Genomic DNA, 15,616 nt, shown 5'->3' on the forward strand with positions numbered 1-15,616 from the left:
TAAAAACATCTCAATTCACCGGTGCTTCCTGAACCACTCGAATGACTCGCTGTGGAAACGGAATATCAATACCGGCCGTTTTCAAACGATCCCGGGACTGCTCGTTAAACATGAACATCACATCCCAGTAATCCGCTGTCTTCACCCACACTCGCAGAGAAACAGTAATCGAACTATCACCCAGTGTCGAAATGACTGCCTGAGGTGCCGGTTCAGCCAAAATACGCTCGTCTTTGGCCAGTTCCAGCAATACTTCACGGGCCTTCTGCAAGTCCGCTTCGTAGTCCACACCCACATCAAATACAACTTTGCGCGTTGGCTGGCGATTTGTATTGGTAATGATACCGTTCGACAAGTTGCCGTTAGGCACGATGATGGTTTTGTTATCGCCAGTGCGCAGTACGGTGTGGAAAATCTGGATACTGTCGACCGTACCGGCAACGCCTTGGGCTTCGATCCAGTCACCGATGCGGAACGGACGGAACAACAGAATCAGCACGCCTCCGGCAAAGTTTGCCAGGCTGCCCTGCAAGGCCAGACCAATGGCCAGGCCCGCGGCACCGATCGCGGCAACAAACGACGTGGTTTCGACACCGATCATCGAGGCCACGCTGACTACCAGCAAAACCTTGAGAATAATGTTCGCCAGACTGCTGATGAACCCTTGCAGCGCGAGGTCGGCATTACGCAGCGCCAGCAGACCGCCAAGTTTTTGGGCCACTTTGCTGATCAACCACCAGCCGACGGCCAGCGTGATGACCGCCAGCAACACGCGGCTGCCGTACTCCATGATCATCGGGATCCAGGCTTGGGAGGCCTTGACCAGGTTATCCACTTCGGTATTCAAATCCATCTACTTTCTCCTGATTTCCGGCCATCCGGCACGCGAAAAAATAAGCGGCAGAAAAAATCGAACCTGAAGGGTTCAATCGTTTCTGCCGTTGCTTGGCCCTCGGACGTCGAAAATGCCAAGAGGTTCCCGCCTGGAATTTAGTCGCGGAAGTTGTTGAACTGCAGCGGCATGTCGAAAGTCTTGGCGCGCAGGGCCGCGATGGCTTCCTGCAAATCATCACGTTTCTTGCCGGTGATGCGCACTTGCTCGCCCTGAATGGCGGCCTGGACCTTGAGCTTGGCGTCCTTGACGTGAGCGACGATTTTCTTCGCCAGCTCTTTGTCGATGCCTTCCTTGAGGACGGCTTCCTGTTTCATCAGTTTGCCCGACGCGTAGGCATCCTTGACTTCAAGGCACTGCACGTCGATCTTGCGCTTGACCAGGGCCAGCTTGAGGATCTCGATCATCGCTTCGAGCTGGAAATCAGCCTCGGCGGTCAGGTTGACGGTCAGGTCCTTTTCCTTGAATTCAAAGGTGCCCTTGCCTTTCAGGTCATAACGGCGATCGAGTTCCTTGACGGCGTTCTCGACCGCGTTGGTGACTTCGTGTTTGTCCAGTTCGGATACCACGTCGAACGACGGCATGTAATCTCTCCAATAAAAGGCGCGCTCGATAGCGATGGAGCGCGCTTGGCTTGCGGTTAAAATCGGGCTCATTATAACGGGTCTTTTCCAACCGATACTGCGAGCCTCACATGCCTGCGCCAAACCGAGCAAAAAGCTGATGCCCACCACCTGGCATGTTTTGGGTGCCGGCAGCCTTGGCACGTTGTGGGCCACCCGCCTGGCCCGGGCCGGGTTGCCGGTCCGGTTGATCCTGCGCGATGAACAACGTTTGCAGGCCTATCAAGCGGCGGGCGGGCTGACGCTGGTGGAGCACGGCGAAGCCAACACTTATGACATCCCCGGTGAGACACCGCACAACAGCGAGCCGATCCACCGCCTGCTGGTAGCCTGCAAGGCCTACGATGCCGAAAAGGCCGTCGCCCAACTGGCACCGCGTCTGACGCCCGACGCCGAGCTGATCCTGTTGCAGAACGGCCTCGGCAGTCAGGACGCTGTCGCCGCACAGGTGCCTCAGGCGCGTTGCGTATGCGCCTCGAGCACCGAAGGTGCGTTTCGCGATGGCGACTGGCGGGTGGTGTTCGCCGGTCACGGCTACACCTGGCTGGGGGATGCCGGTCATCCGGTCGCGCCAATCTGGCTGGATGACCTGACTGCCGCCGGTATTCCTCACGCGTGGAGCACTGACATTCTGACCAGGCTATGGCGAAAACTGGCGCTCAACTGTGCGATCAATCCACTGACGGTGCTGCACGATTGCCGCAACGGCGGCTTGCAGCAACACCATTGCGAAGTCGCCACCCTTTGCGTCGAACTGACCGACTTGCTGGAACGCTGCGGTCAGCCGGCTGCCGCCGAGGACCTGCAACAGGAAGTCGAACGGGTGATCCATGCCACCGCGGCCAACTACTCCTCGATGCACCAGGACGTCGCGAGCCAGCGCCGGACCGAAATCAGCTACCTGTTGGGCTATGTCTGCAAAGTGGCCTCGCGGCACCAGTTGAACCTGCCCCACCTCAATCAGTTACAGCAGCGGCTGATTGTCCATCTTCAAAGCCTTGGATTGCCCAGCGACTGAGCAGCGGCTACGCTGGCCACTTGTTCCTTTTCAGCGATGAACCTGATGCCATTGCGCCAGCGTCTCGAAAACCTTCCGGTCGGCCAGAAACTGCTGGCCGCCCTGCTCGTGCTGTTGATCACCATCCTGCTGGTCGCCAACCTGACCTTTATCAGCGCCGCGTATTACATCTCCCAGGAAAGCATGGCACCCCAGGCGTTGCAGACCATCGGCCGACTGGTGTCCAACCCGAGCCTGGTGGCCGACGCCTTGACGTCGCCGCAAAGTGCCGAGCGCCTGCTCAATGAACTCAACAGTTATTCACCGCTGCGGGCAGCAGCCTTGTATGACGGCAAGGGTGAGCGATTGGCGCAATTGCAGCATGGCGAAAAGCTGCACCTGCCGGATCGCTACCGGCACATCGAAGCCTGGCAGGCCTCCGAGTTTCGCAGCAATCAGGTGATCACCCTGCCCCGCCCCGGCACCGCGCCGGGGCACCTGTTACTGGTGGCCAGCAGTGAATTGCCAGTGGCGTTCTATACCGGGACCCTGACCGCCAGTCTCGGCATTCTGATCTTCAGTGTGCTGTTGTGGCTGGTGATCGCCCGACAGATCAAACGCCTGATCACCCGGCCGATCCATCAGCTTGAAGAGTTGTCCCGGCAAGTGACCCGCGAAGAGAACTACGCCCTGCGCGCCTCCCGTGGCAACCACGACGAAATCGGCAGCCTCGCCGAGGCCTTCAACACCATGCTCTCGCGGATCGAAGCCCGGGAGCAGCAGCTCAAACGTGCCCGGGATGACTCCCAGGCGGCTTACGATCAGGCGCAGGGCCTGGCCGAAGAAACCCGCCACACCAACCGCAAACTGGAACTCGAAGTCCAGGTGCGCAGCAAGATCGAGAAGAAACTCACCGGGTTCCAGAACTACCTCAACAGCATCATCGACTCCATGCCGTCGGCGCTGATCGCCCTCGACGAGCAACTCTACGTCACCCAGTGGAATCAGGAAGCCAGCGCTCTGTCCGGCACGCGCCTGGACGAAGCCTTGAACCAGCCGATCTTTCTCGCCTTCGAGCCGCTGAAACCATTTCTGCCGCAGCTCAAGCAAACCGTCGAGCAGCACACGGTGGCGAAGATCGAGCGCGTGACCTGGTTCAAGGACGATGAACCCAAACATTACGCCCTGACTTTCTACCCGCTGATGGGCGGGGCCGGGCGCGGTGTGGTGATCCGGATCGACGACATTACCCAACGGCTGTCGCTGGAAGAAATGATGGTGCAGTCGGAAAAAATGCTCTCGGTCGGCGGCCTCGCCGCCGGCATGGCCCACGAAATCAATAACCCGTTGGGCGCGATTCTGCACAACGTGCAGAACATTCGGCGACGCCTGTCGCCTGACTTGCCGAAGAACCTCGAACAGGCCGAGCAAACCGGCATCTCTCTGGAAACGGTCAACAAATACCTGCAAGCGCGCGAAGTGCCGCAGCTGCTTGATGGCATTCAACAGGCGGGGGCCCGGGCGGCGAAAATTGTCACCCACATGCTCAGCTTCAGCCGTCGCAGCACTCGGCAAATGGCGCCGTGCGACCTGCCGGCGCTGATCGATCAAGCAGTGGAAATCGCCGGTAACGACTTCGACCTGGCCATCGGCTTCGACTTCAAGGGTCAGGCGATCATCCGTCAGTTCGACCCGGCACTGGGCCCGGTGCCCGGCACGGCCAACGAACTGGAGCAGGTGCTGCTCAACTTGCTCAAAAACGCGGCCCAGGCCATTCACCAGCGTGAAGACGACAGCGAACCCGGGCGCATTATTCTGCGCACCCGGCTGAATCCGCCATGGGCCGAAATTCAGGTCGAGGACAACGGCATCGGCATGAGCGAGAACGTGCGCAAACGCACCTTCGAGCCGTTCTTCACCACCAAGGAAATCGGTCAGGGCACGGGCCTTGGCTTGTCGGTCTCGTATTTCATCATCACCAATAACCACAAGGGGCAGATGGAGGTGCAATCGACGCTGGGCCAAGGCACCTGTTTCACCCTGCGCCTGCCGCTGGCGGGCTCCCCCGTCATCTCTCAAGAACTCAATCAGCTATCGAGGTAACCCATGGGCTTTCGCTTGTCGAAGATTTACACCCGCACCGGCGACAAAGGCGAAACCGGGCTCGGCGATGGTCGCCGCGTGCCCAAGGACCACCCGCGGATCGAGGCCATTGGCGAGGTCGATTCGCTGAACAGCCAGGTGGGCGTACTGTTGGCCGGGTTGGCCGCTGAAAGTGCTGCGTATCCGGGTTTGAGCGAGGTGATTGAGGTTTTAGCGCCCTGCCAGCATCGGTTGTTCGACCTGGGTGGCGAGTTGGCGATGCCGGAGTATCAAGCGTTGAATGCAGCGGAAATCGAACGGCTGGAAGCGGCGATCGATCTGTGGAATGAGGAGTTGGGGCCGCTGGAGAATTTCATTCTGCCGGGTGGTTCAGCGCTGATTGCCCAGGCCCATGTGTGCAGATGCCTGGCGCGCAGCGCGGAGCGGCGGTGTCAGCATTTGAATGCGATTGAACCGCTGGCCGGTGTTGGCTTGGCGTATATCAATCGGTTGTCGGATGTGTTGTTTGTGGTGGCGCGGTTAATTGCCAAGCGACAAGGGATTGCCGAGATTTTGTGGCAGGCGGCGGCTAAGCCTCAGGAATAATTGGCGCCTATCAGGACGCCTTCGCGGGCAAGCCTCGCTCCTACAGTTTTTTGTGATGCTCACACAATCCGCGAACACTATAAAACCTGTAGGAGCGTGGCTTGCCCGCGAAGAGGCCGGCAGCATCACAGAAATTTCAGGCCTCAGGCCTCCGGCCAGAATGCCCGAATCCCCGCCACACCCTGCGCCCCCGCGTCCCAAGCCTTTTGCTGTTCCGCCGGGCCAACACCGCCGAGCAAGAACACCGGTTTGCTGAAACCCTCGATTAACGCCGACGCCTGCTCCCAACCCAAAGGCAACGCATCCGGGTGAGTCAGCGTCTTTTGCACCGGTGACAACGTCACAAAATCCACCCCCATCTGCTCAGCCAGCGCCAGTTCTTCAGCATTGTGGCAAGACGCCGCCAACCAGCGCGACGCCGGTAACGGCCGACCCGCGGCTGCGTATTTGCGCAACTGCGCGGCCGTGATGTGCCAGCCGGCGGACGGGAAGTCGCCCAGCCACTCGAATGGGCCCTTGATCATCAACTGCGCCTTGCCGGCACACAGCCCCGCCGCGTCCACCGCCAGATCGCGGTATTTCGGATCGTAGCCGTTGGGTGCCCGCAGCTGGATCAACTTGATGCCGCCAGCGATGGCTTTCTGGATACCGCGCAGCAGCGCCGGAGTTTCCAGGTCTTCAGGCGTAATCAAATACTGTGCAGGCAATCGTGCGGCCGCGACGATCGGCTGGTTGGCCGCCGGGAACTCGTAGTTCAGCAAATCGCGCTGAGCCACCCATTCCAACGGCTGGCCTTCGGCGCCGTGGGGTTCGCCGGCAAAGGCCGAGACTTCCCAAACGTCCAGCAACACTTGTTTGTCCGGGTAATCGTGGCGGACTTTGATCAATGGTCGTGCGGCGCTGACCACAATGCCCAACTCTTCCTGGAGCTCGCGAGCCAGGGCGCTTTCGACGGATTCGTCGTCCTCGACCTTGCCCCCGGGGAATTCCCACAAGCCGCCCTGGTGCTGGGTGTCGGCACGGCGTGCGATAAGGATCTTGCCGCTGCTGTCACGGATAACGGCGGCGGCTACGTGTACTCGTTTCACTGCCCAATCTCCTCCAGACCAGCCTTCTGCCAGGCCTTGAACGACGGCCATTGGTAGACGGTTTCAACATAGGCTTCGTCCGCCGCCGGCAACTTCACCTGATACGTGCGCAGGCGCACGGCAATCGGTGCGAAGAAGGCATCGGCGAGGGTCGCGCCGCCGAACAGGAACGGACCGGTTTGAGTCGACGCCGCACGGCATTCAGCCCACAACGCCAGCATGCGCTCGATATCTGCCTGAACCTCAGGAGGCGTCGGCGACAGCGGTGCATCGTGGCTCAGGTCGAACGGCATGTTGCCACGCATGGCAAAGAACCCGGCGTGCATCTGCGCACAAGCCGAACGGGCCTGGGCACGGGCGGCGGTGTCCTTGGGCCAGAGGCCGGCGTCGGGAAACTGCTCGGCCAGGTATTCGGCAATCGCCAGGGAGTCGGCGATGGTGCCGTGCCCGGTTTTCAGCAGCGGGACCTTACCGGTCGGCGAGTGCTTGAGCAGGCGTTCGCGGGTGTCCGGCTGGCCCAGCTTGATCAGTTCTTCGGTGTACGGGGCGCCGGTGAGGTCAAGGGCCAGTGCGCCACGCAGGGACCAGGAGGAAAGCAGTTTGTCGCCGATGATCAGGTGGAGGCTCATGTGTGGGTGCCTTCTCGTCAGGGGAACAAGCCAGGATATCTAGCGGCTGGTCGTCCGTCATCGCGGGCAAGCCCGCTCCCACAGGGTTAGCGCAAATCCTGTGGGAGCGGGCTTGCCCGCGATCGGGGCGACTCGGTCTTAAGTACGGTATTCGGCGTTGATCTTCACGTATTCGTGGGACAGGTCGGTAGTCCAGATGGTTTCGCTGCAATCGCCGCGACCCAGTTCGATACGGATGGTGATCTCTTCCTGCTGCATCACCGCCGCGCCCTGGGCTTCGGTGTAGGTTGCGGCGCGGGCGCCACGGCTGGCGATGCAGACTTCGCCGAGGAACACGTCGATCTTGCTCACGTCCAGCTCCGGCACGCCGGCACGGCCGACGGCGGCGAGGATGCGGCCCCAGTTCGGGTCGGAGGCGAACAGAGCGGTCTTGATCAGCGGCGAGTGCGCCACGGTGTAGCCGACGTCCAGGCATTCCTGGTGATTGCCGCCGCCGTTGACTTCGACGGTCACAAATTTGGTCGCGCCTTCACCGTCACGCACGATGGCCTGGGCCACGTCCATGCACACTTCGAACACGGCTTGTTTCAGCTTGGCGAACAACTCGCCTTCGGCGCGGGTGATTTCGGGCAGCGCAGCCTGACCGGTGGCGATCAGCATGCAGCAGTCGTTGGTCGAGGTGTCGCCGTCGATAGTGATGCGGTTGAACGACTTGTTCGCGCCGTCCAGCAGCAGATTCTGCAACACGTCGCGGGAGACTTTGGCGTCGGTGGCGATGTAGCCGAGCATGGTCGCCATGTTCGGACGGATCATGCCCGCACCTTTGCTGATGCCGGTGACGGTGATGGTCACGCCGTCATGCTGGAATTGGCGGCTGGCGCCTTTTGGCAAGGTGTCGGTGGTCATGATGCCGGTGGCAGCGGCTTCCCAGTTGTTGATCGACAGATCATCGAGGGCGGCTTGCAGCGCGCCTTCGATCTTCTCGACCGGCAGCGGCTCACCGATCACTCCGGTGGAATACGGCAGCACCAGGCTGGCGTCGACACCGGTCAATTCAGCCAGTTTGGCGCAAGTGCGCTCGGCGGCGGCCAGGCCAGGTTCGCCCGTGCCGGCGTTGGCATTGCCGGTGTTGGTCAGCAGGTAACGTACCGGGCCCTGTACTCGTTGCTTGGCCAGAATCACCGGAGCGGCGCAAAAGGCGTTCAGGGTGAACACGCCCGCGACCGTGGAGCCTTCGGCACAGCGCATGACCACGACATCCTTGCGCCCCGGGCGCTTGATGCCGGCCGAGGCGATACCGAGTTCAAAACCGGCAACCGGGTGCAACGTTGGCAAAGGACCAAGACCAACAGCCATGAATGCGCTCCTTAATAAATGATGTCAGCACCGCTTTCAGGAAGAACGGTGGTGTAAATGGCAAAACGCCGCGACGGCTGATGCCGGTCGCGGCGCGGGTATTTCAGCGCATGAAACGGGTTTTACTGGATCTGCCCGTGGCAATGCTTGAATTTCTTGCCCGAACCGCAGTAGCACAGTTCGTTACGGCCCAGCTTCTGTTCGTTGCGAACCGGTGCGGTGGCGAGGGCAACATCGACCTCTTCACCGAGCAGTTCCGGTTGCTCAAGACCTGGCGCTTCGTCGTGCTGGAACTGCATGCGCGCCGCCAATGCCTCGGCTTCCTGACGCAGGCGTTGCTCTTCTTCGATCGGATCTTCGCGGCGAACCTGAACGTGCGACAGCACACGGATCGAGTCGCGCTTGATCGAATCCAGCAGCTCGGAGAACAGCGTGTACGACTCGCGCTTGTACTCTTGCTTCGGGTTCTTCTGCGCATAACCACGCAAGTGGATGCCGTGACGCAGGTGATCCATGGTCGACAGGTGGTCTTTCCACAGGTCGTCGAGCACACGCAGAACGATTTGCTTCTCGAAGGTGCGCAGCGCTTCGGCGCTCGCCTGCTCTTCTTTCTCGTTGTAAGCGGCCAGCAGCTCGGTCATGAGCTTCTCGCGCAGGGTTTCTTCGTACAGGTGATCGTCTTCGTCGAGCCATTTCTGGATCGGCAGCGCCACACCGAAGTCGCTCTGCAACGCCGCTTCCAGACCGGCCACGTCCCACTGCTCAGGCAGCGATTGCGGTGGAATGTGCGCGCTGACGGTCGCGTTGAGCACGTCCTGACGGAAGTCTGCGATGGTTTCGCCAATGTTGTCGGCGGCCAGCAACGTGTTACGCATGTGATAGATCACTTTACGCTGTTCGTTGTTGACGTCATCGAACTCGAGCAGTTGCTTGCGAATGTCGAAGTTGCGGCCTTCAACCTTGCGCTGAGCCTTCTCGATGGCGTTGGTCACCATACGGTGCTCGATCGCTTCACCGGACTGCATGCCCAAGGCCTTCATAAAGTTCTTCACCCGGTCAGAGGCGAAGATGCGCATCAGGCTGTCTTCCAGCGACAGGTAGAAACGGCTGGAACCGGCGTCACCCTGACGACCGGCACGACCACGCAGCTGGTTGTCGATACGGCGCGATTCGTGACGCTCGGAAGCGATCACCTGCAAGCCGCCCGACTCCAGCACTTGCTGGTGACGTTTCTGCCAGTCGGCCTTGATCTGGGCAATCTGCTCAGGGGTCGGGTTTTCCAGGGTCGCAACTTCAACTTCCCAGTTGCCGCCCAACAGAATATCGGTACCGCGACCGGCCATGTTGGTGGCGATGGTCAGCGCACCTGGGCGACCGGCCTGGGCAATGATCTCGGCTTCTTTTTCGTGGAACTTGGCGTTCAGGACCTTGTGTTCGATGCCTTCCTTCTGCAGCAGAGCAGACATGTGCTCGGACGTTTCGATGGTTGCAGTACCCACCAGCACCGGACGGCCCTGGGTCATGCATTCCTTGATGTCATTGATGATCGCCGCGTATTTCTCTTCGGCGGTCAGGAACACCAGGTCGTTGTAGTCTTTACGCGCCAGCGGTTTGTTCGGTGGAATGACCATCACCGACAGACCGTAGATCTGGTGGAATTCGAACGCTTCGGTGTCCGCGGTACCGGTCATGCCGGACAGCTTGTTGTACAGACGGAAGTAGTTCTGGAACGTGGTCGAGGCCAGAGTCTGGCTTTCGGCCTGGATGTTCAGGTTTTCCTTGGCTTCGATGGCCTGGTGCAGGCCTTCGGACAGGCGACGACCCGGCATGGTACGACCGGTGTGTTCGTCGACCAGGACGACCTGGCCATCCTGCACGATGTATTCGATGTTGCGATTGAACAGCTTATGAGCGCGCAGACCGGCATAAACGTGGGTCAGCAGGCCCAGGTTGTGCGCCGAATACAGGCTCTCGCCTTCAGCCAGCAGGCCGACGCGGGTCAGCATGTCTTCGATGAACTGGTGACCGGCTTCGTTGAGCTCGACCTGACGGGTCTTCTCATCAACGGTGTAATGGCCAGCCTTGGTGACTTCGCCTTCCACTTCTTCGACGTGCAACTCCAGCTGCGGGATCAGTTTGTTGATCTCGATGTACAACTTGGAGCTGTCCTCGGCCTGACCGGAGATGATCAGCGGGGTACGGGCTTCGTCGATGAGGATGGAGTCGACTTCGTCGATCACGGCAAAATTGAGTTCGCGCTGGAATTTTTCTTCCATGCTGAACGCCATGTTGTCGCGCAGGTAGTCGAAACCGAATTCGTTGTTGGTGCCGTAGGTAATGTCGGCGGCGTAAGCCAGGCGTTTTTCTTCCGGCGGCTGGAATGGCGTGACTACGCCGACTGTCATGCCGAGGAATTCGTAGAGCGGACGCATCCAGTTGGCGTCACGACGGGCCAGGTAGTCGTTCACCGTCACAACGTGCACGCCCTTGCCGGACAGCGCGTTGAGGTAAACGCCGAGTGTTGCCACCAGGGTCTTGCCTTCACCGGTACGCATTTCCGCGATCATGCCTTCATGCAAGGTCATGCCGCCGATCAGCTGGACATCGAAGTGGCGCATACCCATGACACGCTTGCCGGCTTCGCGGGCGACCGCAAAGGCTTCTGGCAACAGCTTGTCGAGGGTTTCCCCTTTGGCGATGCGGGCCTTGAACTCGTCTGTCTTGGCACGCAATTGATCGTCCGAAAGGGCCACCATTTGCTCTTCGAAGGCATTGACGAGTTGCACCGTCTTGAGCATGCGTTTGACTTCACGCTCGTTCTTGCTTCCAAAAAGTTTCTTTAACAAAGGCGCAAACATATCGGCAGGATCTTCCACACTAAAGGGATGGAGGGCGGCCCCGTGAGTCGCCCGTGCAGCCCTCATGGCCGCATGCGAACGAGCATTCTACCCGGAAACGATGGTGAGGAAAGTGGCGTTATTCCACGATGCATGCACTGCGCTGTAACGGGGCTCACTTAAAATAAGGGCTTTTTGCTGAACTTCAAGCCATTCGCGGCAGAAGTTACTTGTTGATTTAATGGGTAAAGCGCTCGCAAAGCAATGGGTCGGGTGCACGTGGTGCTTTCTGCTACCATGGCGGCTCTGTTACTTCAGGTGTCTGATCATGGCATTTCGCCCTCTCACGGCCAGAGCACCCGCCGTTCTGCTTCGCGAAGCCAAGCCGCTGAAAGCCATCTTTGGCCATGCTCAACGCCTGGGTCATTTACAACGTCTGCTCGAAAGCCAGTTGCAGCCTGCTGCGCGCGAGCATTGCCATGTAGCCTCGTGGCGCGAAGGCAGTTTATTGCTGATCGTGACGGACGGTCATTGGGCCACCCGCCTGCGTTATCAGCAAAAACGTCTGCAACGCCAGTTACAGATGTTCGACGAATTCGCCAGCCTGACGCGGATTCTGTTCAAAGTGCAGCCCCCCACCGTTCAGCAAGGGGCGGCGGGGCATACCATCAGTTTGTCGACGGATGCGGGCGCGACCATTCAGGCCACGGCCGATGGCATCAGCGATCCGAATCTGCGAGCGGCGCTGGAGCGCCTTGCGGCGCACGCCAAACCCAAGGAATGACATAGAACCCCTGTGGGAGTGAGCCTGCTCGCGATGGCGGTGTATCAGTCAACCCAAGCGTTGAATGTCACACCGCCATCGCGAGCAGGTCGAATCGTCGCACCGTCGCTCCCACAGTTTGATTGTGTCCGCTGGCTATCGGCGTTTGCTGCCGCCCAGTAGCGAGCCCATCAGTCCGCGTACCAGTTGTCGGCCCAATTGATTGGCCGCCTGGCGCATTGCCGATTTCAGCGCCTGCCCCGCCGCCGTGCCGAGGAACTCTCCAGCCTTGTCGGTGAAACTCGGCTCTTCGGCGGCCGGTTTGCCGGGAGCAGCGTCAGTCTCCGGCGCCAACCCTTTACGCCCCATCAATATTTCATACGCCGATTCCCGATCAACCGGCTTATCATACCGCCCCTTGAACGGCGAACCGGCGATCAGCATCGTGCGCTCGGTTTCGGTCAACGGCCCGATCCGCGATTGCGGCGGGGCGACCAAGACACGCTGGACCATCTCCGGCGTGCCCTTGTCTTGCAAGGTGCCGACCAGCGCCTCGCCGATCCCCAATTCGGTCAACACCGACAAGGCATCGAACGCCGGGTTCGGCCGGAAGCCTTCCGCCACCGCACGCAGGGACTTCTGCTCCTTGGCGGTGAAGGCACGCAAACCGTGCTGGATACGCAGGCCGAGCTGAGCCAGCACGTCATCCGGCAAGTCACCCGGCGATTGCGTGACGAAATACACACCCACGCCTTTGGAACGAATCAGCCGCACCACCTGCTCCAGGCGATCCTGCAAAGCCTTGGGCGTGCCGGCAAACAATAAATGCGCCTCGTCGAAAAACAGCGCCAGCAGCGGTTTGTCCGAATCGCCACGCTCCGGCAATTGCTCGAACAACTCGGCCAGCAACCACAGCAGGAACGTCGCATACACCTTCGGCGCTTCGTGGACCAGACGACTGGCATCCAGCAGATGGATGCGCCCACGGCCGTCAGCCGTCGGTTGCAGAATGTCTTCGAGTTGCAGCGCCGGTTCGCCGAACAGCGCTTCAGCACCTTGTTGCTCCAGGGTCGCCAGTCGCCGCAACAGCGCCTGACTGGAACCGGTGGTCATCAACGCCGCGTCGTCCCCCAGCAACTCAGGGTTGTCACGCAGGTGATTGAGCAGCGCCTTCAAATCCTTTAGGTCCAACAGCAACAGCCCTTCGCGGTCCGCCACCTTGAACGCGGCATACAGCGCCGACTGCTGGCTGTCGGTCAACTCCAGCAGGCTGCCTATCAACAACGGCCCCATTTCGCTCAAGGTGGTGCGCATTGGATGACCGGACTGACCGTGAATATCCCACAGGGTGACCGGATAGGCCGCAGGCTTGTGATTCAGCCACGGCATCCCGGCGATCCGCTCGGCGATTTTGCCTTGAGGGTTGCCGGCGGCGCCCAGGCCACACAGGTCGCCCTTGATGTCAGCGGCGAACACCGCCACGCCAGCGTCGCTGAAGGCTTCGGCCAGACGCTGCAACGTGACGGTTTTACCGGTCCCGGTAGCGCCCGCGACCAGGCCGTGACGGTTCGCCAGGCGCATGGCCTGAGAGATAGGCTGGCCGGCAAGGTCAGCGCCGATAATGAGTTGCGATGAGTCAGGCATTTTGTCACCCATGGTTAATCTTTGATCCTGCACGGCCGATAAAAATTGTTGTGAGACCAATCCTAAAATAGCGTCGGTAATTCCCTAAGGAGAGGATGGAAATATCAGCTTTTTTTTCAACATTGCCCATTCAGCGTGCCTTTATAAAAGCACGCTCAGGACATTAAGACCTTAGCGGAACCCCAAGCCATGAACAAAAACCTGCGCTTCAGCCATAAAATTTTGCTTGCCGCCGCCCTCATCGTTATTGCCGCCTTCGCCTCGTTCACACTGTACAACGACTACCTGCAGCGCAACGCCATTCGCGAAGACCTGGACAATTACCTCAACGAAATGGGAGACGTCACCGCCAGCAACATCCAGACCTGGCTGGCTGGCCGTATCCTGCTGATCGACAACCTCGCTCAAAACATCGCCGTCAATCCTGAACAGGCCAACGTCGCCAGCCTGCTTGAGCAGAAAGCCCTGACGTCGACCTTCATGGCCTCCTACCTGGGCGATGCCACCGGCAGCTTCACGATTCGCCCCGACGCAAAAATGCCCGCCGGCTTCGATCCGCGGGTGCGTCCTTGGTACAAAGGCGCCGAAAGCAGCAGCACGGCAACCCTGACCGAACCTTATATCGATGCGGCCACCGGCCAGACCATCATCTCCATCGCCACCGCCTCGAAAAAGGCCGGGCAAAGCGTGGGCGTGGTGGGCGGCGACTTGAGCCTGCAAACCCTGATCGACACCCTCAGTGCCCGCGACTTCGACGGCATGGGCTATGCCTTTCTGGTCAGCGCCGACGGCAAGATCCTGGTGCACCCGGACAAAGCCCTGGTGATGAAGTCCCTGAGCGAGGCATTCCCGAAAAGTACTCCGCGCATCAGCAGCGACTTCAGTGAAGTGGAGGTCGACGGCAAGACCCGCATCGTCACCTTCACCGCGATCAAAGGCCTGCCGTCGGTCAACTGGTACATCGGCCTGTCGGTCGACAAAGACAAAGCCTTCTCGATGCTCAGCGAATTCCGCGCCTCGGCGGTCATCGCGACGATCATTGCCGTGGCGATCATCATCGCCCTGCTGGGTATGTTGATCCGCATCCTGATCCAGCCGCTGCACGTCATGACCCGCGCCATGGAAGACATCGCTGACGGTGAAGGCGACCTGACCAAACGCCTGACCATCGTCAACAACGATGAATTCGGCGTTCTCGGCACGGCGTTCAACTGCTTCGTGGAACGAGTTCACACCTCGATTCGCGAAGTATCCTCAGCCACCGGCCAGGTCAACGAAGTCGCCCTGCGTGTGGTTGCCGCGTCGAACTCGTCGATGTTCAACTCTGACCAGCAAGCTTCCCGTACCAGCAGCGTGGCCGCCGCGATCAACCAGCTCGGCGCCGCCGCTCAGGAAATCGCCCGCAACGCCGCTCAGGCTTCCAGTCAGGCCAGCGATGCCCGCAGCCTCGCCGAAGACGGCCAACAAGTGGTGGATCGCAGCATCAAAGCGATGAATCAGCTGTCGAGAATGCTCAGCGCTTCGAGCACCAACATCGAGTCGCTGAACAGCAAAACCGTGAACATCGGGCAGATTCTCGAAGTGATCACCAGCATCTCCCAGCAAACCAACCTGCTGGCGCTCAACGCAGCCATCGAAGCGGCACGTGCCGGTGAAGCCGGGCGTGGTTTTGCCGTGGTGGCTGACGAAGTACGCAACCTGGCGCACCGCACGCAGGAATCGGCGCAACAGGTGCAGACCATGATAGAGGAGCTGCAAGTCGGCGCCCGCGAATCCGTCAGCACGATGAGCGACAGCCAGCGCCACAGCCAGGACAGCGTGGAAATCGCCAACCTGGCGGGCGAGCGCTTGAACAGCGTGACGTTGCGTATTGGTGAGATTGACGGGATGAACCAGTCGGTGGCGACCGCGACCGAGGAACAGACGGCGGTGGTGGAGTCGATCAATGTCGACATTACCGAGATCAACACGCTGAATCAGGAAGGCGTGGAGAACCTGCAATCGACGTTGCGGGCGTGTTCGGACCTGGAGCAGCAGGCGGCGCGTCTTAAGCAGCTGGTGGGCAGTTTCCGTATTTAAGGCGCTTCTGAAGGCCTCAT

General features: G+C 60.0%; 12 protein-coding genes and 1 pseudogene. 6 read left to right on the plus strand and 7 right to left on the minus strand.

Annotated elements, in window-relative coordinates:
• Nucleotides 1-10: 10 nt before the first annotated feature.
• Complete coding sequence (locus tag ACA075_RS23475) at nucleotides 11-853, minus strand: mechanosensitive ion channel family protein (protein WP_497295640.1); 843 nt, start codon at nucleotides 851-853, stop codon at nucleotides 11-13.
• A 137-nt stretch (nucleotides 854-990) separates the two neighbouring features.
• A complete protein-coding gene (locus tag ACA075_RS23480; protein WP_007906601.1) occupies nucleotides 991-1,476 on the minus strand; it encodes a YajQ family cyclic di-GMP-binding protein in 486 nt (161 codons plus the stop codon).
• Between the two features lie 139 nt (nucleotides 1,477-1,615).
• Here ACA075_RS23480 and ACA075_RS23485 point away from each other — a divergent pair, with 139 nt between their 5' ends.
• The 3 genes from ACA075_RS23485 to ACA075_RS23495 are packed head-to-tail and all read left to right on the plus strand — an operon-like array spanning nucleotide 1,616 to nucleotide 5,200.
• A complete protein-coding gene (locus ACA075_RS23485) occupies nucleotides 1,616-2,533 on the plus strand; it encodes a putative 2-dehydropantoate 2-reductase (RefSeq protein ID WP_497295641.1) in 918 nt (305 codons plus the stop codon).
• Nucleotides 2,534-2,578: 45 nt separating this feature from the next.
• A complete protein-coding gene (locus tag ACA075_RS23490) occupies nucleotides 2,579-4,615 on the plus strand; it encodes a sensor histidine kinase (RefSeq protein WP_497295643.1) in 2,037 nt (678 codons plus the stop codon).
• A 3-nt stretch (nucleotides 4,616-4,618) separates the two neighbouring features.
• A complete protein-coding gene (locus ACA075_RS23495) occupies nucleotides 4,619-5,200 on the plus strand; it encodes a cob(I)yrinic acid a,c-diamide adenosyltransferase (protein WP_497295645.1) in 582 nt (193 codons plus the stop codon).
• Between the two features lie 143 nt (nucleotides 5,201-5,343).
• Here ACA075_RS23495 and ACA075_RS23500 read toward each other — a convergent pair whose 3' ends face one another.
• From ACA075_RS23500 to secA, 4 genes are all read right to left on the minus strand, one after another.
• Nucleotides 5,344-6,288, minus strand: a complete 945-nt coding sequence (locus tag ACA075_RS23500) for a Nudix family hydrolase (protein ID WP_497295647.1) — start codon at nucleotides 6,286-6,288, stop codon at nucleotides 5,344-5,346.
• The gene (locus ACA075_RS23505) at nucleotides 6,285-6,917 is read right to left on the minus strand and encodes a glutathione S-transferase family protein (RefSeq protein ID WP_497295649.1); all 633 of its coding nucleotides are present in this window, start codon (nucleotides 6,915-6,917) and stop codon (nucleotides 6,285-6,287) included. Before ACA075_RS23505 ends, ACA075_RS23500 begins: the two co-directional genes overlap by 4 nt.
• 138 nt (nucleotides 6,918-7,055) lie before the next feature.
• Entirely contained in the window at nucleotides 7,056-8,273 is a 1,218-nt protein-coding gene (gene argJ / locus ACA075_RS23510) for a bifunctional glutamate N-acetyltransferase/amino-acid acetyltransferase ArgJ (protein ID WP_497295650.1), read from the minus strand.
• Between the two features lie 122 nt (nucleotides 8,274-8,395).
• Nucleotides 8,396-11,131: a preprotein translocase subunit SecA gene (secA, locus tag ACA075_RS23515; protein WP_219095510.1), complete on the minus strand. Its 2,736-nt coding sequence runs from the start codon at nucleotides 11,129-11,131 to the stop codon at nucleotides 8,396-8,398.
• Between the two features lie 307 nt (nucleotides 11,132-11,438).
• Here secA and ACA075_RS23520 point away from each other — a divergent pair, with 307 nt between their 5' ends.
• Nucleotides 11,439-11,894, plus strand: a complete 456-nt coding sequence (locus tag ACA075_RS23520) for a DUF721 domain-containing protein (protein WP_109634314.1) — start codon at nucleotides 11,439-11,441, stop codon at nucleotides 11,892-11,894.
• A 135-nt stretch (nucleotides 11,895-12,029) separates the two neighbouring features.
• Here ACA075_RS23520 and ACA075_RS23525 read toward each other — a convergent pair whose 3' ends face one another.
• On the minus strand, nucleotides 12,030-13,517 hold the full coding sequence (locus tag ACA075_RS23525; RefSeq protein ID WP_497295652.1) for a helicase HerA-like domain-containing protein: 1,488 nt from the start codon (nucleotides 13,515-13,517) through the stop codon (nucleotides 12,030-12,032).
• A gap of 333 nt (nucleotides 13,518-13,850) precedes the next feature.
• Here ACA075_RS23525 and ACA075_RS23530 point away from each other — a divergent pair.
• Nucleotides 13,851-14,738, plus strand: a pseudogene (locus tag ACA075_RS23530) (HAMP domain-containing protein); the annotation flags it as partial.
• A 93-nt stretch (nucleotides 14,739-14,831) separates the two neighbouring features.
• On the plus strand, nucleotides 14,832-15,596 hold the full coding sequence (locus ACA075_RS23535; protein WP_497299318.1) for a methyl-accepting chemotaxis protein: 765 nt from the start codon (nucleotides 14,832-14,834) through the stop codon (nucleotides 15,594-15,596).
• Nucleotides 15,597-15,616 lie beyond the last annotated feature (20 nt).

It is taken from the genome of Pseudomonas sp. LBUM1663, from assembly GCF_059695905.1.

Excerpts from the sequence above, each read along its gene's own strand:
- ACA075_RS23475 (WP_497295640.1), bottom strand. The coding sequence starts at position 853 with ATGGATTTGAATACCGAAGTGGATAACCTGGTCAAGGCCTCCCAAGCC.
- ACA075_RS23480 (WP_007906601.1), bottom strand. The coding sequence starts at position 1,476 with ATGCCGTCGTTCGACGTGGTATCCGAACTGGACAAACACGAAGTCACC.
- ACA075_RS23485 (WP_497295641.1), top strand. The coding sequence starts at position 1,616 with ATGCCCACCACCTGGCATGTTTTGGGTGCCGGCAGCCTTGGCACGTTG.
- ACA075_RS23490 (WP_497295643.1), top strand. The coding sequence starts at position 2,579 with ATGCCATTGCGCCAGCGTCTCGAAAACCTTCCGGTCGGCCAGAAACTG.
- ACA075_RS23495 (WP_497295645.1), top strand. The coding sequence starts at position 4,619 with ATGGGCTTTCGCTTGTCGAAGATTTACACCCGCACCGGCGACAAAGGC.
- ACA075_RS23505 (WP_497295649.1), bottom strand. The coding sequence starts at position 6,917 with ATGAGCCTCCACCTGATCATCGGCGACAAACTGCTTTCCTCCTGGTCC.
- argJ (WP_497295650.1), bottom strand. The coding sequence starts at position 8,273 with ATGGCTGTTGGTCTTGGTCCTTTGCCAACGTTGCACCCGGTTGCCGGT.
- secA (WP_219095510.1), bottom strand. The coding sequence starts at position 11,131 with ATGTTTGCGCCTTTGTTAAAGAAACTTTTTGGAAGCAAGAACGAGCGT.
- ACA075_RS23520 (WP_109634314.1), top strand. The coding sequence starts at position 11,439 with ATGGCATTTCGCCCTCTCACGGCCAGAGCACCCGCCGTTCTGCTTCGC.
- ACA075_RS23525 (WP_497295652.1), bottom strand. The coding sequence starts at position 13,517 with ATGCCTGACTCATCGCAACTCATTATCGGCGCTGACCTTGCCGGCCAG.
- ACA075_RS23535 (WP_497299318.1), top strand. The coding sequence starts at position 14,832 with ATGTTCAACTCTGACCAGCAAGCTTCCCGTACCAGCAGCGTGGCCGCC.